18 protein-coding genes are annotated in these 21,752 nt (G+C 69.9%); 5 read left to right on the forward strand and 13 right to left on the reverse strand.

Annotation, left to right across the window (positions count from 1 at the left end; genetic code table 11):
- Positions 1-8: 8 nt before the first annotated feature.
- From LTL01_RS01380 to LTL01_RS01395, 4 genes are read right to left on the reverse strand one after another with little or no spacing between them, the layout of a single operon-like run.
- Positions 9-644, reverse strand: coding sequence for a metal-dependent transcriptional regulator (locus tag LTL01_RS01380; RefSeq protein ID WP_053546935.1), 636 nt, complete (start codon positions 642-644; stop codon positions 9-11).
- Positions 645-649: 5 nt separating this feature from the next.
- Positions 650-1,546 carry a metal ABC transporter permease gene (locus LTL01_RS01385; protein WP_236967094.1) on the reverse strand — a complete coding sequence of 299 codons (897 nt, stop codon included), beginning with the start codon at positions 1,544-1,546 and terminating at the stop codon, positions 650-652.
- Positions 1,543-2,310, reverse strand: a complete 768-nt coding sequence (locus LTL01_RS01390; RefSeq protein WP_236967095.1) for a metal ABC transporter ATP-binding protein — start codon at positions 2,308-2,310, stop codon at positions 1,543-1,545. Before LTL01_RS01390 ends, LTL01_RS01385 begins: the two co-directional genes overlap by 4 nt.
- Positions 2,307-3,266, reverse strand: a complete 960-nt coding sequence (locus LTL01_RS01395; protein ID WP_236967096.1) for a metal ABC transporter solute-binding protein, Zn/Mn family — start codon at positions 3,264-3,266, stop codon at positions 2,307-2,309. Before LTL01_RS01395 ends, LTL01_RS01390 begins: the two co-directional genes overlap by 4 nt.
- A gap of 201 nt (positions 3,267-3,467) precedes the next feature.
- Here LTL01_RS01395 and LTL01_RS01400 point away from each other — a divergent pair, with 201 nt between their 5' ends.
- Both LTL01_RS01400 and LTL01_RS01405 read left to right on the forward strand, forming a co-directional pair.
- Positions 3,468-4,025, forward strand: coding sequence for a DUF6578 domain-containing protein (locus LTL01_RS01400; protein ID WP_236967097.1), 558 nt, complete (start codon positions 3,468-3,470; stop codon positions 4,023-4,025).
- A gap of 214 nt (positions 4,026-4,239) precedes the next feature.
- On the forward strand, positions 4,240-5,310 hold the full coding sequence (locus tag LTL01_RS01405) for a spore photoproduct lyase family protein (RefSeq protein ID WP_236967098.1): 1,071 nt from the start codon (positions 4,240-4,242) through the stop codon (positions 5,308-5,310).
- A 312-nt stretch (positions 5,311-5,622) separates the two neighbouring features.
- On the opposite strand, the gene LTL01_RS01410 is transcribed toward LTL01_RS01405, so the two are convergent.
- The 3 genes from LTL01_RS01410 to LTL01_RS01420 are packed head-to-tail and all read right to left on the reverse strand — an operon-like array spanning position 5,623 to position 10,348.
- Positions 5,623-6,588 (reverse strand): NAD-dependent epimerase/dehydratase family protein, encoded by a 966-nt coding sequence (locus tag LTL01_RS01410; protein ID WP_236967099.1) that lies wholly within the window; start codon positions 6,586-6,588, stop codon positions 5,623-5,625.
- Positions 6,585-9,329 (reverse strand): alpha/beta fold hydrolase, encoded by a 2,745-nt coding sequence (locus LTL01_RS01415; protein WP_236967100.1) that lies wholly within the window; start codon positions 9,327-9,329, stop codon positions 6,585-6,587. The genes LTL01_RS01410 and LTL01_RS01415 overlap by 4 nt, the downstream gene beginning before the upstream one ends.
- A complete protein-coding gene (locus tag LTL01_RS01420; protein ID WP_236967101.1) occupies positions 9,326-10,348 on the reverse strand; it encodes a 3-oxoacyl-ACP synthase III in 1,023 nt (340 codons plus the stop codon). Before LTL01_RS01420 ends, LTL01_RS01415 begins: the two co-directional genes overlap by 4 nt.
- A 148-nt stretch (positions 10,349-10,496) precedes the next feature.
- Here LTL01_RS01420 and LTL01_RS01425 point away from each other — a divergent pair, with 148 nt between their 5' ends.
- Positions 10,497-11,186, forward strand: coding sequence for a TrmH family RNA methyltransferase (locus tag LTL01_RS01425; protein ID WP_308195161.1), 690 nt, complete (start codon positions 10,497-10,499; stop codon positions 11,184-11,186).
- Between the two features lie 71 nt (positions 11,187-11,257).
- Here LTL01_RS01425 and LTL01_RS14790 read toward each other — a convergent pair whose 3' ends face one another.
- A complete protein-coding gene (locus LTL01_RS14790; protein ID WP_236967103.1) occupies positions 11,258-12,700 on the reverse strand; it encodes an AAA family ATPase in 1,443 nt (480 codons plus the stop codon).
- 202 nt (positions 12,701-12,902) lie between these two features.
- The gene (locus LTL01_RS01435; protein ID WP_236967104.1) at positions 12,903-14,240 is read right to left on the reverse strand and encodes an MATE family efflux transporter; all 1,338 of its coding nucleotides are present in this window, start codon (positions 14,238-14,240) and stop codon (positions 12,903-12,905) included.
- A 109-nt stretch (positions 14,241-14,349) separates the two neighbouring features.
- Between LTL01_RS01435 and LTL01_RS01440 the strand changes: the two genes are divergently transcribed.
- Together LTL01_RS01440 and LTL01_RS01445 are read left to right on the forward strand one after the other, a co-directional pair.
- Positions 14,350-16,326: a M13 family metallopeptidase gene (locus tag LTL01_RS01440; RefSeq protein WP_236967105.1), complete on the forward strand. Its 1,977-nt coding sequence runs from the start codon at positions 14,350-14,352 to the stop codon at positions 16,324-16,326.
- A 54-nt stretch (positions 16,327-16,380) separates the two neighbouring features.
- A complete protein-coding gene (locus tag LTL01_RS01445) occupies positions 16,381-17,298 on the forward strand; it encodes a serine hydrolase (RefSeq protein ID WP_236967106.1) in 918 nt (305 codons plus the stop codon).
- 146 nt (positions 17,299-17,444) lie between these two features.
- On the opposite strand, the gene LTL01_RS01450 is transcribed toward LTL01_RS01445, so the two are convergent.
- From LTL01_RS01450 to LTL01_RS01465, 4 genes are read right to left on the reverse strand one after another with little or no spacing between them, the layout of a single operon-like run.
- The gene (locus LTL01_RS01450) at positions 17,445-18,542 is read right to left on the reverse strand and encodes a glycoside hydrolase family 172 protein (protein WP_236967107.1); all 1,098 of its coding nucleotides are present in this window, start codon (positions 18,540-18,542) and stop codon (positions 17,445-17,447) included.
- A 28-nt stretch (positions 18,543-18,570) separates the two neighbouring features.
- The gene (locus LTL01_RS01455; protein WP_236967108.1) at positions 18,571-19,434 is read right to left on the reverse strand and encodes a carbohydrate ABC transporter permease; all 864 of its coding nucleotides are present in this window, start codon (positions 19,432-19,434) and stop codon (positions 18,571-18,573) included.
- Entirely contained in the window at positions 19,434-20,360 is a 927-nt protein-coding gene (locus tag LTL01_RS01460; RefSeq protein ID WP_236967109.1) for a carbohydrate ABC transporter permease, read from the reverse strand. The genes LTL01_RS01455 and LTL01_RS01460 overlap by 1 nt, the downstream gene beginning before the upstream one ends.
- 50 nt (positions 20,361-20,410) lie before the next feature.
- Positions 20,411-21,736: an ABC transporter substrate-binding protein gene (locus LTL01_RS01465; protein ID WP_053546949.1), complete on the reverse strand. Its 1,326-nt coding sequence runs from the start codon at positions 21,734-21,736 to the stop codon at positions 20,411-20,413.
- Positions 21,737-21,752: the final 16 nt, after the last annotated feature.

Below are 21,752 nucleotides of genomic sequence, written 5' to 3' on the forward strand. Positions count from 1 at the left end.
CGCGGAACTTACGCGCTCAGCCAGATCCCGGATGCCGCGCCCTCGGGCAGCGCCACCTCGGCCTCGCCGATCCGCACGCGCGCGGCATCCTGCACCGTCGCGCGAGTGCCGACGTGCATGCCGACCGCTTCGACGGCGCGCAGCAGCTCCGGATCGCGGTCGCTGACCCGGATCACCTCACCGGTGTGTCCCGGGGACGCCTCGGCGAGCAGCACGAACGGGCCCCGGTCGACGTCGCCGTCCGCGTCGGGGATCGCGTCGCCGTGGGGGTCGAACCGCGGGTGTCCGAGGAGGGTGTCGATGCCGTCGAGCAGACGGTCGCTCACGGCGTGCTCGAGGACTTCGGCCTCGTCGTGCACCTCGTCCCACGCGTAGCCGAACTCGCGCACGAGCCACGTCTCGATGAGCCGGTGGCGGCGGATGATGGATGCCGCGCGGCGGCGTCCGGCATCCGTCAGCGTGATCGGGCCGTAGGGGCGGTGCGACACGAGGCCCTGGGCGGCGAGCTTGCGCACCATCTCGGTGACGCTGGAGGGGGCGAGGCCGAGCACCGACGCGAGCTGCGACGGCGTGATCGGATCGTTCTGCCACTCGGTGTGGTGGTAGATCGTCTTCAGGTAGTCGTCGACGGCAGGGGAGGCCACGGTATTCAGGGTAGCCGGGGTGCCGGGGCGGGCCGGTTCGGCGCTGTCCGCCTGCGGCGGCGTCGGCGGATCACGCGTCCGATGAGCCCGTGGCGCGGCGAGAAGAGGTAGGCGAGGGCGAAGAGGGCTCCGAGGACGAGCACGATCGTGCCGCCGGGGGAGGCGTCGAGGAAGTACGAGAGGTAGATCCCGACCACGGCGCTCACCGCAGCGACGGTCGGGGCGATCCAGAGCATGCGTCCGAACCGGTCGGTGAGGAGGTACGCCGTCGCGCCCGGGGTGATCACCAGCGCGACGACGAGGATCACCCCGACCGCCTGCAGGGCCACGACGACGGTGACCGCCAGTGCCGTCAGCAGCACCGCGCCGAGCACGCGTGGGCTGAGGCCGATCGTGCGGGCGTGGGCGGGATCGAAGGCGTAAAGGACGAGGTCGCGACGCTTCAACAGCAGGACCGCCATTGTCAGTGCTCCAAGGATGGCGACCTGGATGAGCTCCGCCGTTCCGACGCCGAGGAGGCTGCCGAAGAGGATGTGGCTGAGGTCGGTCTGGCTCGGGAAGACCGAGATCAGCACGATGCCGAGCGCGAACAGCGACGTGAAGACGACGCCGATCGCGGCATCCTCCTTCACGCGTCCGGTCGCGCGCACACCGCCGATGAGGAGCACGGCGAGGAGTGCGAACACGAGTGCCCCGAGCGCGAACGGCGTGCCGACGAGGTAGGCGATGACGACGCCGGGGAGCACGGCGTGGGCGACGGCATCTCCCATCAGCGACCAGCCGATGAGCACGAGCCAGCAGCTCAGGATGCCGCAGACCACCGCCGCGATCAGGGTGACGGTGAAGGCCCGCTGCATGAAGACGAACTGCAGCGGCTCGAGGAGGAGGTCGATCAGGGTCATCGCGGGTCCTCCCCTTCGGTGCGCGCCTCGTCGCGGTCGAGGACGTCGACGCCGAAGGCGCGGATGAGGTTGTCCGGACGGAGCACCTCGGCCGGGCTTCCGTGGACGATCACGCGCCGCGCGAGAAGCACCGCCTCGTCGCAGAGGTCGGCGAGCCCGGCGAGGTCGTGGGTCGAGACGACGACCGACCTCCCCTCGGCGGCGAGGTCGCGGAAGAGCGCCGTCAGCGACTGCTGCGTGCGGGTGTCGACGCCGGCGAAGGGTTCGTCGAGGAGGAGGATGCGGGCATCCTGCGCGAGGGCGCGGGCGACGAAGGCGCGCTTGCGCTGTCCGCCGGAGAGGCGCCCGATCTGCCGATCGGCGAGGTCGCCGAGTCCGACGCGGTCGAGAGCGTGGGCGACCGCCTCCCGATCGGCGCGGCGGGGGCGCCGGGTGGGGCCGAGGAACCCGTAGCGCCCCATCATCACGACGTCGCCGACGCTGATCGGGAACGCCCAGTCGACGTCCTCGGCCTGCGGGACATAGCCGACCGTGCCGCGACGGCGGGCGCGGGCGGGGGTGCCGCCATCGATGCGAATGCCGCCCATGTCGGGCCGGACGACGCCCATCACCGCCTTCAGCAGCGTGGATTTGCCCGAACCGTTGATGCCGACCAGGCCGCAGACGGTGCCCCAGGGGATCGTCACGTCGACGTCGACGAGCGCCGGGGTCTCGCCGTAGGCGACGGAGAGGTCGGTGACCTCGATCGCGGGGGTTGTGGTCATCGTCCGGTCCCTCCGGTGAGGCCGGCGGCGATGACGTCGATGTCGTGCCCCATGAGGTCGAGGTAGGTCGGCACGGGGCCGTCGGGTTCGGACAACGAGTCGACGTACAGCGTGCCGCCGTACGCGGCATCCGTCTCCTCGGTCACCCGCAGCATCGCCTCGTTCGACACGGTCGACTCGCAGAAGACGGCGGGCACGTCGCGGTCGCGGACGTACTCGATGACGTCGCCGGTGCTGCGCGGCGTGGCCTGCTGCTCGGCGTTGACGGGCCAGAGGTAGGCCTCGCCGAGCCCGGCGTCGCGCGCGAGGTACGAGAACGCCCCCTCGCACGTGACAAGTGCGCGCTCGGATGCCGGAATCGCGGCGACCGCGGCGGCGAGTTCGGCATCCAGTCGGTCGAGTTCGGCGGTGTACGTCTCGGCGTTCGCTGCGTACGCGGCGGCGTTGTCGGGATCGAGATCGGCGAAGGCGGCGGCGATGTTCTCGACGTAGATCGCGGTCGCGCGCGGCGACATCCACGCGTGCGGGTTCACGCGGCCCGCGGCTTCGCCCCCCGCGATGGCGATGGTCTCGACGCCCTCGCTCGCGACGACGGTCGGGACGTCGAGGTCGCGCGTGAAGGCGGCGAACCAGGCCTCGAGTCCGAGTCCGTTGTCGATGATGAGGTCGGCGTCCTGCGCGCGACGCACGTCGCCCGGCGTCGGTTCGTAGCCGTGGATCTCGGCGCCGATCTTCGTCAGCGACTGCACGACGAGGTGCTCACCCGCGACGTTCTGGGCGATGTCCTGCAGCACGGTGAACGTCGTGAGGACGACGGGGCGGTCGTCGGCCGCGGGTGGGGTGGGGGTGGTCGCGGGTGGGGTGGGGGTGGTCGCGGGGGTGCAGCCCGCGAGGGCGAGCGCGGCGACGACGGCTGTCGCCACACCGGCTGCGGCTCGTCGGGCACTTTTCGGCACACCGAAATCATACGGATCTTTCGGTGCGCCGAAAAGTGCTGGGCGGTGGTGGTGGGTGCGGCTGTCGAGGCTGCGCGTACCGAACTCCTCAGATCTGGGCGCTGAATGCGTGTCGCGGCTGTTTCCACAGGTGCGGTGGCGGATTCGAGGAGTTCGGTACGGGGGTGATCGCCGATCCTGCGCCTCGGTAGCGTGGTGAGCATGACCCGCGTGTGGCTGACGACCTGGGAGTGGGAGTGCTGCGGTGATTCCTTCGTGGTCGGCGACGACATCGAATTCGGGATTTCCGCGCGCGTGCCGGAACCGTTCGTCACCGAGTTGCTGGGGCCGGAGCTCGCGAAGACGATCGACGCGTTCGAATCGCACCACGAGGAGGAGTTCGCCGATCGCGTGCGCGGCCGCGTCGTCGGGATACACGCGGTCGTGCACGATGTCGAGGAGCGACGATCCCTCCGCCGCCCGGGCCACGGCGCCCCGCCGGACGCTGCGGTGCCCGCTGAGGGCGAAGAATGGCCGATGAATCGCCTCGGCCTCGGCGAGGGAGTCTTCGCCGGCTCGCGGCCCTCGCGCTACGTGACCACGATCGTCGACGTACCCGGCACCGCGGCGCTCCAACCCCGCACCGCTGTGCGCGTGCCGACCGACGAGGACGATTCCGACATCGCCCACCCGGAAGGTGACGTCGACGCGGACGACCCACCCGCAGTGAGGTTGATCCGCGCGCGGGCAGGATGGATCGTCGACGTCGATGAGGGCTGATCCGGCACGGCCCTGGTCCTCTGTGCGCTCGTGGGCGCGCCGGACATAGCGTCCCAGGTCTCACGCATACCGAACTCCTCAGATCCGGGGCGCTGAATGCGCGCGGCGGTGTTTTCCGCAGGTGCGGTGGCCGGATCTGAGGAGTTCGGTACGGGGTGACTCGCCCATCGAGGGTCGCGGCGCGGATGTCGGGGGTTCGAGGTAGACATGACGGATGCCGGAGACCACCGCGCCGCTGATGCGCGTCGCCCGCATCTATGCGGAGGATGCCGCACTGGCGTTGCCGCGCGGCCAGGAGGTCGTGGGCAGATGGCCGGACGCGGAGGTCGTCCCGATCGCGTCGCACTGGCAGATCCCCGAAGTCCACGGCGATGAGACCAATGTCTCCCGATGGGTGCGGATCAAGACCGAAGCCCTCGTCCTCGGCGTGAAGAAGAGCGTCGTCACTCGTCCGAACGGTCGCTCCGCCGACTTCATCGCGCCGTCGACGGCGAACGGCTGCGCCATGGCGTGCGCGTATTGCTACGTGCCCCGGCGGAAGGGCTACAGCAACCCGGTCACCGTCTTCGCCAACATCGACCAGATCACTCGGCACGTCGCACGGCATGTGGCCAAGCAGGGTCCCAAGACCACGCCAAACCAGTGCGACCCGGAAGCCTGGGTCTATGACATCGGTGAGAACAGCGACTGCTCCGTCGACGCGATGCTGAGCGAAAACGTCCGCGATCTGTGCGACCTCTTCCGCATGACCCCGACGGCGAAGGCCTCGTTCGCGACCAAGTTCGTGAACCGCGACCTCCTCGACTGGGACCCCGCGGGACGGGTCCGCGTGCGCTTCTCGCTCATGCCGCACGCCGTGGCGAAGGTCACCGACATCCGCACCTCTCCGATGAGCGAGCGGATCGCCGCGATCAACGACTTCGTCGACGCGGGCTACGAGGTGCACGTCAACTTCTCGCCCGTCATCCTCACCCCCGGCTGGGCCGAGGAGTGGACCGCGCTCTTCGAGGAGCTCGACGCCTCCCTGCACGCTCGCGCCAAGGCGCAGCTCGCGTGCGAGGTGATCTTCCTCACCCACAACGAGCAGCTGCACGACGTCAACCTCGGCTGGCACCCGAAGGCCGAGGAGCTTCTCTGGACGACCGAGAACCAGGAACCGAAGCTCTCGCAGAACGGCGCTGTCAACGTCCGGTATCGCTACGGACTCAAGAGCGTCGCCGTCGCGCAGCTCGAGGCGCTCATCGCCGCGAAGCTGCCGTACTGCCGCGTCCGCTACGCGTTCTGACCGGCCCACCGGAGGCGCTGTGCCGACGTCCGGGCGGACGTAACTCCTCTGATCCAAGGGTCCGGCTGCTGCCCGCGGGTGATTTCGGGCGATTCGGTGACATTTCTGAGGAGTTCGGTTCGCGCTCGCCGCGCGGCGCGGCGCGGCGCGGGGCACGACCCGCGCGTACCGAACTCCTCCAATGTGGTGGCCGGGGCGCCCCAGACCGGGGTTTCGCGTGCGCACGCGCCGGTTTCGAGGAGTTCGGCTCAGCGTTCGCCGCGCAGTCGCGCGGAGATTCCCCGGGCGACACGCCCGGACGGATGCCGCGACTCAGGCGTAGTGGGCAGCGAGGCGGCGGAGGCCCTCGTCGATCGACACGGCGGGCGCCCAGTCGAGAGCGGCGCGGGTCTCGCGCTGGTCGAACCAGTGCGCGGTCGACAGCTGCTCGGCGAGGAACCGGGTCATCGGCGGCTCGTCCTCCCCGGGTCGCAGCGCCCACACCTTCTCGATGAGCGAACCCGCGCCGCGACCGACCGTGGCGGGGATGCTCCAGCGCGGCGGACGCACACCGGCCGCGCGGCACATGCCCGCGAGCAGGTCGCCGACGGGCCGGGGTTCACCGTTGGTGAGGACGAAGGCGCGGCCGCGTGCGGCGTCCGTTCGGCGAAGGGCGGCGGCGATCCCGGATGCGGCGTTGTCGACGTACGTCGAATCGATCAGCGCCGTGCCGCCGTTGAGGAGCGGTAGGCGCCCGCGGCGGGCGCGGTCGATGATGCGCTCGACGAGCTGGGTGTCGCCCGGCCCCCACACCAGGTGCGGGCGGATCGCGGTGATCGGCATCGCGGCGCTGTCGCGGCCAAGCGCGATGAGTTCGGCCTCGGCCTTCGTGCGGGCGTATGCTCCGTGCGCGTCGGCGGGCGAGGCGGGGTCCGCCCCGACCCCGGCGAGGGCCGACCCGGCGTGGGCGACCGACGGCGACGAGACGTACACGAACCGCGAGACCCCCGCGGCCCGCGCGGCGTCGAGCAGCCCGACCGTCGCGTCGACGTTCACCGCGCGGAACTCCGCTTCGTCCCCGGCGAGCGACACCTTCGCCGCAAGGTGCACGACCCCCTCGACCCCGTCGACCGAGCGCTCGCGCACGCCCGCGTCGGTGACGGAGCCCAGGATGTCCGTGACGCCGGCGACTCCCGAGGGCCGGCGCTGCAGCGTCCGCACCTCGTGCCCCTGCGCGACGAGCTCGGCGGCGACGGCGCGGCCGAGGAAGCCCGAGGTTCCCGTGGCGAGAACGATCACGGCGCCGCCGGACGCTCTCCGGCGAGCACGCGCTCAGCCCACTCCGACAGGCGGGTGCGGTCGATCTTGGAGTTGTGACGGATGTCGGTCGGCAGCGCCGGCACGGCGAGCACCGCGGCGAGCGGCGTCGAGGTCGCTGCGCGCACCGCCTCGGTCAGTGCGGGATCGGCGAGCCCGGGACGGGATGCCGCGGGCACTGTCTCGACGACGGCGACGGCCTGACGCAGCCGATGCGGCCCGACGCCGACGACGGCCGCGCGGCGCACGCCGTCGACCCGCTCGATCTGCTGCTCCGGTCCGACCGGCGCGAGGGGCCCGTCTTCCGTGACGATGACGTGCGGCAGACGCCCCTCGATCCAGAGGCGTCCCGCCGCGTCGAGGTGCCCGATGTCGCCGGTGCGGTGCCAGCGGGCGCCGTCCTCCGGCACGTCGCGCGCGGCCGCCCGATCGGTCAGCCACAGGCGGTCGTAGTGGTCCTTCAGGTGCGCGGCGCTGATGAGCACCTCGCCGAGGACCCCCGGGTCCTCGCTCGGGGTCCCGGTCGCGCGGCCGTCGGCGTCGAGGGCGCTGATCCGGACGCGGTTCGCCCCGATCGGTGCGCCGACGAGCACGCCGGAGTCAGCGGCATCCGTGGCTGCCGTGATCTCGTCGAGCGTGACGTCGGTCACCAGCAGGCACTCGGTCATGCCGTAGGGGGTGTGCGCGGTCGCGTTCGGCATGAGCGCGCCGATCGAGGTCAGCAGCGGCGCGCCGACGGGGGCGCCGGTGGAGAGGAACGCGTCGACGCGCGCGAGTGCCTCGCGATCGGCATCGGTGAGCGACTCGGCGGTGGCGACGACGTTCAGCACCGCGGCGGGCGAGAGGAACACCACCCGCGCGTCGGATGCGCGCACAGCCGCCGCAACGGATGCCGCGGTGAGGGTGCGGGGAGCCGAGACGTCCATGTCGGGCGTCGCCGACCGCGTGCCGAGGGCGGGTCCGAGGAGCGCGAACGGCGCGAACCCGGTGACGAGGCCGGTGTCGGCGGTGACGCCGAAGTGCGCGGCGAGCACGTCGCGGAGCGCGGCGAGCTGGCCGTGCGTGAACGCGACGCCCTTCGCCGGTCCGGTCGAGCCGGAGGTGAAGAGGATCGCGGCGGGGTCGTCGGGTCCGGGCTCGTCGGGGAGGTCGGAGTGCGCGCCCAGGGCGGCGACGTCGGCGAGGCAGGTCGCGACGCCGAGGGCGGCGGCGGTGACGCGCGGCAGACGCGAGGCCGAGATCCGCAGGCCGGGCCAGCCGAGCACGCGCGCGGCGGTGAGGCCGGGAAGCTCGCCGATGATGACGTCGGGCCAGGCGCCGCGGACGGCGCGGGTGAGTCCCTTGACGCCGAGGCCTGCGTCGGCGACGACGACGACCGCGCCGATGCGGAGGCACGCGTACACGATCGCCGACAGGGTCGGGCCCGGGGGGACGAGGAGCGACACCCGGTCGCCGCGCTCGACGCCCATCGCGGACAGACCCGCCGCGATCTGGCGCACGCGGGCGTTCAGCTGCCGCCAGCTGACCCGGAGGGGCTCGGTGGTCGAGTTCGAGGTGGTGCCCGCGGCGCTCCGCGTCATGTCGATGACGGCGGTGCTGTCGTCGTCGGCGCGAGTCTGGAGGGCCCGGAAGATCGGGGTGAAGGGTCCGGGCTCGCCGGCTCCGGATGCGGGTGCGGGTGCGCCCGGGGCGGCGGCCGCGGGCGCGGCATCCGTTCCCGAGTGCTCCGCGACCCGCTCGCCCAGCCACGCGAAGAGCGCGTCGGCGACCGGCCGTTCTTCGGCGATCATGTGGCCCGCGCCCTCGAACCGGTGGACGTCGGCGTGCGGCAGGCGCGTGACGAGGTCGTCGAGGTAGCGGTCGCCGAAGATCGGGTCGCGCGGACCCCACAGCATGAGGGCCGGCACGGTCAGCGCGGCGACGCCGGCCGCGATGCGCTCGAGCTCGGCGAAGCTCTCGTGGCGCGCGTCGACGGGGATGTCGGCGACGAATCCGCCGATGCCGTCGCGACGATCGGCCGAGGCGTAGGGCGCGCGATACGCGTCGCGGACCGCCGGATCGAGCGCGGGCGAGGCGAGGGAGAGCGTCGTGTCGAGGAAAGCGGTCGTGCGCACGGTCGAGGCCGCGAGGACGCCGCGCGCACCGGCGAGGCGGAGGGGTGCCGGGATCGGCACGCCCTCGGGGTGGTGGATCGCGGTGTTGAGCATCATGACGCCGGCGAGCTGCTCGGGGTGGTCCACGGCCCAGCCGAGCGAGACGACCCCGCCCCAGTCGTGGCCGAGGGTCACGACATCGCCGTCGAGCTCGAGCGCGTCAGTGAGGGCGCCGAGATCCTGCACGCGCTGCGCGAGCGGGCGACGGATGCCGGTCCGTTCGGAGTAGCCCATCTCGAGCTGGTCCACCGCGACGACGCGCCACGCGGGCGCACCCGTACGGGCCGCCTCGACGGAACCAGACACCACGCTCCGCCACAGGTACGACCAGGTCGGGTTTCCGTGGACCGCGAGGATCGTCCCGACCGGCGTGAGGCCGAGATCGTCGAGCGCGGGCTGCGAGTCCAGGATGTGCCACGAGCGGGAGGCGCCGGCATCCGTTCCGCGTCCGGGCACCGTGACGATGCGGGAGAAGCGGGGGTCGAGACCGGGAAGCCCCGGCGGCGGAACCTGCGCGCGGCCGGATCGGGCAGGCGCGCCCGCGCCCGCGTCCACCGCGGGAGAGGTCACCAGGCCAGTTCCATCATCGCCGTGTTGAGGCCCGAGCCGACGCCCATGAGGAGGACCCGATCGCCTCGTTGCAGGGTCTTCTGCTCCTCGACGAGGGTGATCGGGATCGACGCGGGGCCGACGTTGCCGAGCGTCGGGAAGGTGGTGGGAACGCGCGAGCGGTCGAGCTTGGCGGCCTTCACGATCGCGTTCGTGTGGACGGAGGAGACCTGGTGGGTGATGTAGCGGTCCATCTTCGACCAGTTCCACTCGGGTGCCGCCTCTTTCCAGGCCGACACGACGAGGTCGAGTCCGCCCTTCAGGAGCGCCTTGGCATCGGTGAACATGCCGTCGACGCTGCCGACGCAGAGCTCGTGGAACTGCGTGGCTGCACGGGTCACGCCGCCGAGGATCCGGTGGCCTTCGGGGTGCTCGTCGGCGCGACCGAGGACGGCGGCGGCCGACCCCGAGCCGAGGGTCAGCGAGGCGAACTCGCTCATGAACCCGTCGCGGTCGGCATCCGAATTCACGAGGCGGTTGATGGTGTTGACCTGGATCTCGTCGGCGTCCTCGCCGTTGACGACGATCGCGTAGCGGATCTGACCCGACTCGATCATGCTCGCGGCGAGGCTCATGCCGTTGACGAAGCCGAGGCAGGCGTTGGCGACGTCGAAGTTGATGGCGGATGTCGGCAGGCCGAGGCCGTGGTGCAGGCGCACGGCGACCGAGGGCTCGAGGTGCTTGCGGGTCACCGAGGTGTTGATGAGGAGGCCGACCTCGCTCGGGTCGACGCCGGCGTCGGCCAAGGCGCGGGCGCCGGCCTGGATGGTGGCGTCGTCGGTGGCTTCACCGTCGGCCCAGTTGCGCCGCTCGACGACGCCGGCGACGCGCTGCAGGAGGCCGGGCCGGAGTTTCAGACGCGCGAGGGCGCCCTCGAGGCGCTGCTCGATGTCGGCGGACGTCGTCACCCGCGAAGGGAGCACGCTCGCGACCGACAACAGGGAGACGTTGTCGAAGCGCGTCGTCGCATTACCGGCCACGAAACCTCCGTCACGGGACGTACGCGCCCGCGTCGCCCAAAGCCTTGATTTTACGCGTCCCGCATAGCTTCGTGGGCATATGCGGGTGTGGGGTATGCTCCCCGGTCGTCGCAGAGGCGCCCGGCGGCGCGGCGGATACGCTGATCCGATGATCGACGCCCAGCCCGCCGACGGTGCCGAGCCCGCTCGGGGGGCCGCGTCCGAGGTTGTGCCCGAGTCTCTGCAGGAGGCCCTGCACGAGGTGGGTGTCGGGCCGTGGCCCGGCGGGCCGGACGCGTGGCCGACGGACGAGCGGTACGACCGCGAGCTGCTCGCCGCCGGCGACCGGCGCAACGTCGAGGACCGCTACCGCTACTGGACGATGGAGGCGATCGTCGCCGATCTCGACGAGCGGCGGCATCCGTTCCATGTGGCGATAGAGAACTGGCAGCACGACATGAACATCGGCTCGATCGTGCGCAGCGCCAACGCGTTCCTCGCCGCCGAGGTGCACATCATCGGGCGCCGGCGGTGGAATCGCCGCGGCGCGATGGTGACCGACCGGTATCAGCACGTCCGGCATCACGAGGACGTCGCGGCGTTCACGGCCTGGGCGACGGATGCCGGCATCCCGGTGATCGCGGTCGACAACGTCGAGGGGTCCGTTCCGGTGGACCGGGCGGAGCTCCCCGAGCGATGCGTGCTGCTGTTCGGGAAGGAGGGGCCCGGTCTGTCGGCGGAGGCGGTGGCCGCGGCATCCGGCGTCGTGGAGATCACGCAGTACGGCTCGACCCGCTCGATCAACGCCAGCGCCGCCGCCGCCGTGGTCATGTACGAGTGGTGCCGCCGCTGGGCCTGACCCCCGCGCTGCGCCCGTGACGCGTGTCGTTCTCGAGGCGCCAACAACGGGGGAGAATGAGCGGGCGGGGGTCAGTAGTGGGCGCCGAAACCGACAGCGCTGTCGCCGGTCTCGAGATCGGTGGCCTCGGACCCGCCGAAGAGCACGCGCGAGATCCCGCTCGTGGAGGCGAGGAGGTCGTCGAGCGCCTGCACGAGGTCCTCGTCGGTGACGCTCCGCTCGTCCAGGGTGGCGCGCAGCACCGCGCGACGCATGAGCTCCTTCGCGAAGGACGCCGTAGACCCCTCCGCGAGGTCGGCGCACGCGTCGACGACCTCGGGCGACAGGGGCAGGGCCTCGGCGTACAGGCGGAACAGGCGACGGCGCGCCGCGGCATCCGGCAGCGGGATCTCCACCGCCAGGTCGACCCGGCCCGGGCGGGCGGCGAGAGCGGGCTCGAGGGCGTCCGCACGGTTCGTGGTCAGAATGAAGGCGACGTCCGCATCGCCGTCGAGACCGTCCAGCGCGTCGAGGACCTCGAACAGCAGAGGCTGGATGCCGTACGCATCGCGCGAGGCGGCGACGAGGTCGACATCCTCGAGCACGACGATCGCGGGCGTCATCGTGCGCGCGAGTCGCGTGGCCTCACCGACCAGGCCGAGGGCTCCGCCCTGGAGGAGGACGACGGTCGCCTCCGGCGCTTCGCTCAGCAGGTGGCGCACGGTCAGGGTCTTCCCGGTGCCCGGCGGGCCGTAGAGCAGCACGCCTCGCTTCAGGTGCTGACCGTGGGCTGCGAGCTGCGCACCCTGCCGCGAGATGCCGACGACGTGAGTGTGGATGCGCTCCCGGGCCCCGTCCGGCAGGATCAGGGCGTCGGCGGGGACGTGCGGACGCGGCACGAACGTCAGGCGTCCGAGGCTGTTGCCGTACTCGTCGCGGGTGAACGTCACGACGTTCCCGCGCACGACGCTGCGCTCCGTCATCAACCGGCGGACCTCTGCGACGAAGGATGCCGCGGTGGCGGTGTCGACGGCGACGATCTCCAGCGACCCGGCCTCGCGTCCGAACTGCGGGGCGGGTCCGCGCTGCAGGACGACGAGCGGTGAGCCGTCGAGCCGGAGCAGGCGCAGGGCGAACGATACGGTCTGGCGCGTGGCGTCGGGGCCGGTCGCGGCCGAGGTGTACTCGACGGGGCCCCCGAGGGAGTAGTTCGTGTGTGCGCTGCGGAGCATGCCCGCGAGGTCGTCGTGCAGCCGGTTCATCCCGGCGACGCCGAGGGTCTCGGCATCCGGATCCGCGCGAGCGATCTCGTCGATGGCGAGGTCGGCGTCGACGAGGCGGTGGGGTCGCACCTCCTCCGACGTGATGGGAAGACCGCTCGGGTCGACACCGAGGTGCGCCGCGACGCGGTCGCCGAGGCCCGTCAGCTCGGGTTCGCGATCGTCGGGGAGTGCCAGGAGGCGGTGCATGAGGCGACCGAGCTGGCGCATCAGGGCCGCGTCGCCGTTCGATCCGCTGTCGTCGTGGGCGTTCACCCGCCCCACCGTAGTCCGGCGCCGTGCGAGAGCGCCCGGTTCGGTGGCGCCTTTGCGTGGGTGTTGGCCCCGCGCACCCGCAGCCAGGCGCCACCGAACGGCGAAGGGCCGCCCCGGCCACCCCGCTCACTTGTCGCCTCTTGCGGGTTCGGGCGTCGCGCACCCGCAAGACGGGACAAGTGAACCGAAGCCGCGTCCGCGCTCAGACGCCGGCGACGGCCCAGGCCTGGCCGCGCACGCGGGCGCCGAGGGTCGCGAGGCGGGCGAGCATGTAGACGCCGAAGAACGCGGCGCCGAGCCACGCGAGGCCGACGGCGCCCGCCGGCGCGAGGGCGGCGACGAGCGCGAGTGCGGGGAGGAAGGGCGCGAGGGTCAGCACGCCCGCGGCGGCGAGGTAGCGGACGTCGCCGGCGCCGATCAGCACGCCGTCGAGCACGAAGACGATGCCGCAGATCGGCTGGGCGACGGCGAGGATCAGCAGCGCGGGCTGGATCAGCGCCGCGAGCTCGGCATCCCCGGTGAAGAGCAGCCCCATCACTCCCGACGACGCCGCGATCACACCGCCGACGATCACCCCGAACCACGCCCCCCACGCCAGCGTGCGCCCCAGTACCCGGTGTGCGAACGGCACGTCGCCGGCGCCGAGGGCCTTGCCGATCAGCGCTTGCGCGGCGATCGCGAGCGCGTCGAGGGCGAACGCGGCGGCGGAGAAGATCGTGAACGCCACCTGCCAGCCCGCGAGCTCCTCCGTTCCGAGACCGGTCGCGACCGCCACCGTCGCGAGCAGCGCGACGCGCAGCGACACCGTCCGCACGAACAGCCATCCGCCCGAGCGGGCCGACCCCGACACCCCCTCGCGCCGTGGACGAACGGATGCCTCGTGCCGACGCGCCAGGCGCCCGATCACCACGACGTAGGCCCCGACCATCGCCCATTGCGCGACGACCGTGCCCACGGCGGAACCGGCGATACCCCACCCGAAGCCGTAGATGAACAGCGCGTTGAGGAGGGCGTTGCCGGCGAACCCGAGCCCCGCGATCCACAGCGGGGTCACCGTGTCCTGCATGCCGCGGAGGAGGCCGGTGGCGGCGAACACGACGAGCATTGCGGGAAGACCCCACATCGAGATGCCGAGATAGATCCGGGCCTGCTCCGCCACGGCATCCGTCGCTCCGAACGCCCCGACGAGCGCGGGGGTGAGCAGCGACCCGCCGAGCGCGAGCACCCCGCCGAGCCCGAGTGCGAGCCACATGCCGTCGATTCCGACCGAGACCGCGCGGCCCGGGTCGCCCGCGCCGAAGCGCCGCGCGACGGCCGGGGTCGTCGAGTATGCGAGGAAGACCATCAGCCCGACGATGGTCTGCAGCACCGCCGAGGCGATGCCGAGCCCGGCGAGGGGCGTGACGCCCAGGTGCCCCACCATCGCGGCATCCACGATGAGGAAGAGCGGCTCGGCGATGAGCGAGCCGAGGGCGGGGACGGCGAGCGCGAGGATCGAACGATTCAGGGTCGTCGGACTCGAACTCGGACTCGTGCTCACCCCACGAGCCTAGAAGCCCCACCCGACACGGGAGTCCGGCCGGTGACGGTCCGTCGAACTCCCGGAGCACCCAGCGAAGACATCGGATGCGGTGCTTATCCTGGGACGCATGACCGATGCCCTCCGCTCCGGCCTCGCGCTGGATGAACTCAGCGCCGAGATCCGCCCCCAGGACGACCTGTACCGCTACGTCAACGGCTCGTGGCTCGAGCGGACGGAGATCCCCGACGACAAGGCGCGCTGGGGGTCGTTCCACCTCATCGCCGAGCAGGCGGAGAAGGACGTCCACGCGATCATCGAGGAGTCGGTCAGCGCCGATCCCGGCACCGAGCCGCGGAAGATCGGCGACCTCTTCACCAGCTTCATGGACACCGAGCGCATCGAGCGGCTCGGCGCCGAGCCGCTGCATCCGCTCCTCGCCCGCATCGACGCGGTCTCCTCGATCGAGGAGCTCCTCGTGCTCCTCGGCCAGTTCGAGCGCGAGGGTGTCGGCGGACTCCTCGGCCTCTACATCGAAGCCGACCCGGGCGACCCGCAGCGATACGTCCCCTTCGTCGCGCAGTCGGGGCTGTCGCTCCCCGACGAGAGCTACTACCGCCTCGAGAACTTCACCGAGCTCCGCCGCGTGTTCGAGGGGCACGTCCAGCGGATGCTGACTCTCGCCGGTGTTCCGGATGCCGAGGCCGCCGCCGCGCGCATCCTCGCCTTCGAGACCGAGGTCGCCACCCACCACTGGGACAACGTCCGCAGCCGCGACGCGGTCGCCACCTACAACCTCCTCGGCTGGGACGACCTCGTCGCCCGCGCCGGTGTCGATCTCGCACCGTGGCGCGACGCGCTGGCGCCGGGCCGCGCGGAGGCGTTCGCCGAGGTCGTGGTGTCGCAGCCGAGCTTCGTCGAGGCGCTCGCCGGCATCCTCGTCCCCGAGCGTCTGCCGGTGCTGCAGGACTGGCTCCGCTTCCGCGTCATCCGCTCGTGGGCGTCGCTGCTGTCGGAGGACTTCGTCGCCGAGAACTTCGCCTTCTCGGGCACCCAGCTCTCGGGCGTCCCGCAGCTGCGCGAGCGCTGGAAGCGGGGCGTGAGCTTCGTCGAGGCGGCGATGGGCGAGGCCGTCGGCAAGGTCTACGTCGACCGGCACTTCCCGCCGGCGGCGAAGGACGCGATGGACGAACTCGTCGCGAACCTCATCGAGGCCTACCGCCGGAGCATCACCGACCTCGAGTGGATGAGCCCGGCCACCCGGGAGCGCGCTTTGGAGAAGCTCGACGCGTTCACGCCCAAGATCGGCTACCCGAAGAAGTGGCGCGACTACTCCGGATTGACCGTGGACGCCGGCGACCTCGTCGGCAACGCCCTGCGCGCCCACGTGCTCGAGCACGACCGTCAGCTGGCGAAGATCGGCCAGCCGATCGACCGCGACGAGTGGCTCATGACCCCGCAGACGGTCAACGCCTACTACCACCCGCTGTACAACGAGATCGTCTTCCCGGCGGCCATCCTGCAGTACCCGTTCTTCGAGGCGGACCGGGATGCCGCGGCCAACTACGGCGGCATCGGCGCGGTCATCGGTCACGAGATCGGCCACGGGTTCGACGACCAGGGGAGCCGCTACGACGGCACCGGCGCGCTCAACGACTGGTGGACCGCCGAGGACCGCGCGGCGTTCGAAGAGCGCACCGCGAACCTCATCGCCCAGTACGACGCGCTCTCGCCGGTCGGCCTCGGTGAGGAGCACACGGTCAACGGGTCGCTCACGATCGGCGAGAACATCGGCGACCTGGGCGGGCTCGGCATCGCGCTGAAGGCGTACGCGCTGCACCTCGAGAAGGCGGGCGAGCCGGCGGACGGCGGCGAGATCGACGGGTTCACCGGCATCCAGCGGCTCCTGCTGAGCTGGGCGCAGATCTGGCAGCAGAAGGGCCGGGATGCCGAGACCATCCGCCTCCTGACGATCGACCCGCACTCGCCGAACGAGTTCCGCTGCAACCAGATCGTGCGGAACATCGATGCGTTCTACGCTGCCTTCGACGTCACTGAGAACGACGCGCTGTGGCTACCGGCCGACCAGCGCGTGACGATCTGGTGATCCCGGGCGGAACCCGAACCGCCTGACCCGAAAAACCAGGAAGGACGCGCGAGCGTGGCCACCGAACCCCGAAAGGATGCCGCGCCGCTGCGGAGCGCCCGCAAGCGCACCGAGCGCCGGCTCCCGCGCCGGGCGGCGGTCGGGCGGCGGTCGTTCGCGCCGTCGATGAAGGCCCTGGAGTCCGTCGCCGCGTCGGGGGCGAAGGTCGCGGTGCACGTGGCCGACCTCGACCGCGGCGACGTGGTGCTGGAGGGCGACGACCACCTGACGCTGCCGGTGGCGGGGCTCGGGGTGGTTCCCCTGCTCATCGACGTGGCGGCCGGTTTCGCCACCGGCGCGCTCGACCCGCTCGAGATCGCCGATCGCGGTGCCGACACCGACGCCCCCGGCGGGGGGATCTGGCGCCACCTCCAGGCTCCTGCCCTGCCGCTGACCGATCTCGCCGTCCTCGCCGCCGCGGCGGGCGACGCCCTCGCCGCGAACATTCTGCTCAAGCGGGTCGGACTCCCGGCTGTGCGGGAGCGGATCGAGGCGCTCGGCCTTCGCCGCACCGCGCTGATGGACCGGTTCCGCGACGACCGCGGACCCGACGACGCGCCGCACGTCGCGCTCGCGTCGGCGCGCGAACTCGCCGAGCTGTTCGCCGCGCTCGTGAACTCCTCCGCGGTGACACCCGCGGTCAGCGTCCAGGTCGCCGAGTGGCTGAGTCTCAACCAGGATCTCTCGCTCGTCGGCTCGGCGACGGGCCTCGATCCGTTCGCGCACGATGACGACGCCCACGGGCTGCTCTTCGTGAACAAGACCGGTCGGGATGTCGGCATCCGTGCTGAGGCGGGTGTGCTCGGTGGCCCGCGCGCGGGCGTCGCCTACGCGCTCATCGTGTGCTTCGACGACCTCTCCATCGCCCACCGTCTCCGCGCCCACGAGGCGTTCCGCATCCTCGGGACGGACCTCATGGAGTACGTCTTCTAGGGTTCCCGGTGGGGCGGTGCGGGGTGCCCCCGGCATGGAGGGCAGCTGTCGGTGGGCGCTCGTGCACCCACGGTGACCTGGAGGAAACGACGTCATCCCAAGCCCGCCGCGCAACACTCCGGTGCGAGAGCTGTTCCAGACGCCTATCAGCGCGGCGTGCGGTCCGCTGCTGAGGGGAGCGTTGGAAACGCCTTGTTGATCTCGGTCTGATACCAGTAGGCCGTGGTGGAGACGTCGTCGGATCGCTCGAAGAGGCCGTGCTCCCAGGCCCCGATCTGCTGGACGGCAACTCGGAGTCGTTCCTGGAAGTAGATGGGGTCGGGTAGGTGCCACCGGTAGAGACCGTGCATGGGCATCATGGCGGTCGAAAACTCTGAGGCTTTCGTGGTGTCCGTAGAGCTCGCGAACGGATATCCGAAGTAGGGGGCGCTGAAGGTGAGGATATTGGGTTCGGGGTCGGCGCGGAGCGCATCTTGGAATGCCCATGCACCGCCCGCGTAGTCCTCGAGGCCGGTGCTGCAGAGGCTAGGCAGATCGGTGTCGTCGTCGATGTAGAACTTCACTTCTCCTTCGCCCCACCAGTAGCGGTGCAGGGAGGCGAGGGCAACGTAGGTCCCGATATACGTCCCCGAACCCTCGACACCGTCGAGGATGACATGGTCTTCTCCGAGTGCCGTAGTGCCGTTGCTGCGCCGCCACTGGGCGTGGAAATATCCGGGCCACTGGTCAAAGTCGTCACCGGTGGTGTAATCGATTTGGAAGAACACATGGCCGAGGTCGCCACCGTGCTCGCTGGCGAGTTCGATTCGGGCGCCGGCGCGGAACGGCATGGGGAAGTAGGAATTCATGCCGCCGGTGGGTGCCACCACGATCGGTTCCGAGGTGACGAGGGCCCGTTCGCCGAAGCCGTTGCAGAAGAAATCGCCGAGGGGGACCTCGACGGATGGGTGTTGCGAGTTGTCCCAGTAGGCGCGGAGTACGAGGTCGCGGAGGACGAAAGGGCCGGCGGCGGTCTTGTCGGTGACGGTGATCCAGATATGACGGATGACGCCAGGTCCGGTGATATTCGCAAGGGTGAGTACTTCCCCGGCAGGGAGTTCGTACCACGCGCTTCCCTTCCGGCCGGGGCCGAGGGGGGAGCTGGCGGTGCCGGCGGATCCGGCTTCACCGGCAGGGTTCTCGGCGTTGATGGCGCGGCTGCGAAGGCTTCCGTCGTTGCGGAGGGTGTTCCACTGAGTGGGCATTGCGTGACTTTCGTTTCGGTGGGTTGGCTTATTTCACTGCGCCGGCGGTGACGCCGCGACTGATGGTGCGCTGGAAGAGAAGGAAGAACACCAGCGTGGGGATAAGGGAGAGGAGCGACCCGGCGTTGATGACGGTGATGTCGATCGAGTGCTGCCCGCGCAGTGTGGACAGGGCGATCGGTACGGTCTGAGAGGCCGGGTCACCGAGAAGGATCAGCGGGATGTAGAACTCGTTCCACGACCAGATGAAGATGAACACGACGAGGACGGAGAGGGTAGGGCGGACGATGGGAAAGACGACCTGCCAGAGGATTCGCCATCGACCCGCCCCGTCGATTGCGGCGGCTTCCAGCACCTCTCGCGGGAAGGTGGACATCACACTCGAGAGGATGTAGGTGCCGTACGCGGCCCAGAGAATGATGAAGACGATGATGATGGACCAGATCGAATTCAGCAGGCCGGTTGCCTGAGCACCGTAGAACAGCGGGTAGATCAGCGCTTCGTGCGGCACCATGGTGGCGATCAGCAGCAGTGCGGTGATGAGGGTGTTCGCCCGGATGCGCCCGATACCGATCGCGTACGAGGCCAGTAGGGCGAGGGCGGTCCCGGCGAAAGCGATGATGGTGGAGCTGAGGATGGAGTTCCACAGTGCACGAGGAAAGTCGACTCGGTTGAGGTAACTGATGAAGGCGTCGAGTGTGAAGGTAGTGGGCCAGGCGAGCGGGCCGTTGGTTGAGTAGTCCGCGCCGGTCTTGAATGCGTTGAGCACGAGCAGCAGGAACGGCGCAGCCATCACGACAGCGACCAGGATCGCGAGCCCGAGCATGACCCAGTTGGTGGGAGTGCGTCTCGTCTTGTTCAGAGGAAGCGTGGGGGAGAGCGTTGCAGACATCAGCGGTGCTCCTTCCGGGTTTCTCGGTTTTGCCAGATGAGCATCGCGGCCGCGACGATGAAGATGACCACCGACATCACGGTTGCGATGGTTGATCCGTAGCCCACGCGGGATAGCTCGAAGAAGTTCCGGTAGGCGTAGTAGGACGGCACCACGGTGGAGTTCTCAGGCCCACCCCCGGTGAGGATGAGGATCGGAGCAAACACCTTCAGAGCGGCGATGGTGGCGGTGAGGACGACGACGAAGATCTCGGGTCGGATCTGTGGGATGGTGATCGCCTGAAACCGTCGCCACCACCCGGCGCCATCCAGTTCAGCGGCTTCGTAGAGCTCTGGGTCAACTCTCTGCAGAGCGGACATGAAGATCACGACCGGATACCCGATCTGGAGCCAGACCAGCATGAGCATGACGGAGTAGATGGCGATGTTCGGATCGCCGAGCCAATCGGGCGGAGACGGGATGCCGATGCTCTTGAGCATCAGGGTGAGCGAGCCCTGCTGGGTGTTGAGAATGGTGGACCAGATGAACCCGGCGACAGCGATCGGCAGGATTTGCGGTAGGTAGTAGGTCGCTCGAAGGGTCGCGATTGCTTTATCGCCGTAGCGTCGCCCGAGGTAGTCGAACAGGAGCGCAGCCAAGAGGATGCCGATGATGGTGGGGATGACGGTGATGGCGACGATCATCGCGATGCTGTTCTGGAAGGATCGCCAGAACGTCTCGTCAGTGAACAGATTCGTGTAGTTTTCCAGCCCGGCCCACCGCATGGGGGCTTGCCCGCCTTTCCAATGAAACAGGCTGGTGTAGACGTTCATCGCGAACGGCGCGGCGACCACGATGGCAAATCCTGCGGCGAGCGGGATCACGTAGAGCCAGTAGGTGCCGCTTCGCTCGTGTGGGCGGCGGGTGGTTTTCAGAGGTGTAGCCATGATGGTTGTCTCCAGGAGGTGGGGGCCCCGCACGTGGGGCCCCCACTGGGTTAGCCGGCGAGGGCGATTTCGCGACCTTCGTCGTAGAACTCTTGGAGGTTCGAGGTCCACTCTTCGGCGGTCATGTTGCCGTTCGACATGGCCTGCATGCCGGACTGGATGAAGTCCAGGAACCCGGGAACGGGATAGTCGGGGTAGAAGCTCAACGTGTCAGCCGCCACGAGCTCGTTGAACCGTTCGGTGTACTCCCGGGTGAGGTCGTCTTCGATCGTGGACGCGTCACCGGCCAGAGGAAGGCCGCCGAGCTGGCCGATCTTGTTCTGAACCTCTTCGCTCAGCGTGATGTCGATCCAGTCGTATGCGAGTTCCTTGTTGGTCGCATTGGCGGGCACGCCCCACAGGTGGCCACTGGAGCCCATCTGCATGTTGGCACCGGGAAGGGTGAAGTAGCCCCACTCGAAGGGTGCCTGCTCGCGGATACGAGCGAATTCACCTTGGTTCCAGATCAGCATCGCCTTTTCGCCGCTGAGGAAGTTCACCGTCGCTTGCTCGAAGTTCAGGCCGCCCAGCTCGGTTCCGACGTAGCCTTTGTCGATCCATTCCTGGAACTTCTCAGCGCCGTCTCCCCATGGGCTTGCGGAGAAGTCCACTGGTTCGCGCAGGAACATGAAGTCGTCGATCGATTCCCGGTCGGCACCGGCAGAGACGAGGGAGTACCACACCCACATCTGGTTGAACCCCTGGCTTGTCGCCGCAGAGGACGAGATCGGGGTGATTCCCGCGGCGAGAAGCTTGTCCATCGCCGCTTCAAACTCGGCCAGATCTGTCGGCTCTTCGGTGATGCCCGCCTGCGCGAAGAGATCCTTGTTGTAGTAGAACATCACGTACTCGCCGATGTTCGGGATCCCGTACCAATCGCCGGAGCCCGCGAGGCCCTGCTCGTCGTACTGTGCGAACGCCTGCATCCCGCCGGTGATCTTTTCGTCCCAGCCATATTCTGCGACCGCGTCCGTGAGGGGGGCGAGCAGACCCTGGGCGGCGAGCTGGCCGCCGTCAGCGTTGCCCTTATTGAACTCGATCACGTCCGGCACATCGTTGCCGGTCAGGGTGATCTTGGCGTTCTGGCGCATCGCGTCGAAGCTGGTGGTCTGGAAGTCGACTTTGACGTCCGGGTGCTTCTCCTTGAAGATCTCCAGGGCCAGCTGCCAGCCCTGCCCTTGCGCGGAGTCGGGGTTCTCGTACTGCAGGATGGTGAAGGTGTCGTCTCCTCCTGCGTCGCCGCCCGCGCCGGCGCAGCCGGCCAGGGAGATTGCCACGGTGGCCACGGCGGCGGCGCCGACGGCCGTGCGCATCAGGTTGCGCTTAGTCGATCTCATCTTTCTTCTCCTCGAT

It is taken from the genome of Microbacterium aurantiacum (assembly GCF_021654035.1).
GTDB classification, from domain to species: Bacteria; Actinomycetota; Actinomycetes; order Actinomycetales; family Microbacteriaceae; genus Microbacterium; species Microbacterium aurantiacum.

Bases quoted from the DNA above. Each gene is read 5' to 3' on its own strand.
- LTL01_RS01450 (WP_236967107.1), bottom strand. From the start codon at position 18,542: ATGCCCACTCAGTGGAACACCCTCCGCAACGACGGAAGCCTTCGCAGC.
- LTL01_RS01455 (WP_236967108.1), bottom strand. From the start codon at position 19,434: ATGTCTGCAACGCTCTCCCCCACGCTTCCTCTGAACAAGACGAGACGC.
- LTL01_RS01390 (WP_236967095.1), bottom strand. From the start codon at position 2,310: ATGACCACAACCCCCGCGATCGAGGTCACCGACCTCTCCGTCGCCTAC.
- LTL01_RS01460 (WP_236967109.1), bottom strand. From the start codon at position 20,360: ATGGCTACACCTCTGAAAACCACCCGCCGCCCACACGAGCGAAGCGGC.
- LTL01_RS01385 (WP_236967094.1), bottom strand. From the start codon at position 1,546: ATGACCCTGATCGACCTCCTCCTCGAGCCGCTGCAGTTCGTCTTCATG.
- LTL01_RS01405 (WP_236967098.1), top strand. From the start codon at position 4,240: ATGCCGGAGACCACCGCGCCGCTGATGCGCGTCGCCCGCATCTATGCG.
- LTL01_RS01440 (WP_236967105.1), top strand. From the start codon at position 14,350: ATGACCGATGCCCTCCGCTCCGGCCTCGCGCTGGATGAACTCAGCGCC.
- LTL01_RS01465 (WP_053546949.1), bottom strand. From the start codon at position 21,736: ATGAGATCGACTAAGCGCAACCTGATGCGCACGGCCGTCGGCGCCGCC.
- LTL01_RS01400 (WP_236967097.1), top strand. From the start codon at position 3,468: ATGACCCGCGTGTGGCTGACGACCTGGGAGTGGGAGTGCTGCGGTGAT.
- LTL01_RS01425 (WP_308195161.1), top strand. From the start codon at position 10,497: ATGATCGACGCCCAGCCCGCCGACGGTGCCGAGCCCGCTCGGGGGGCC.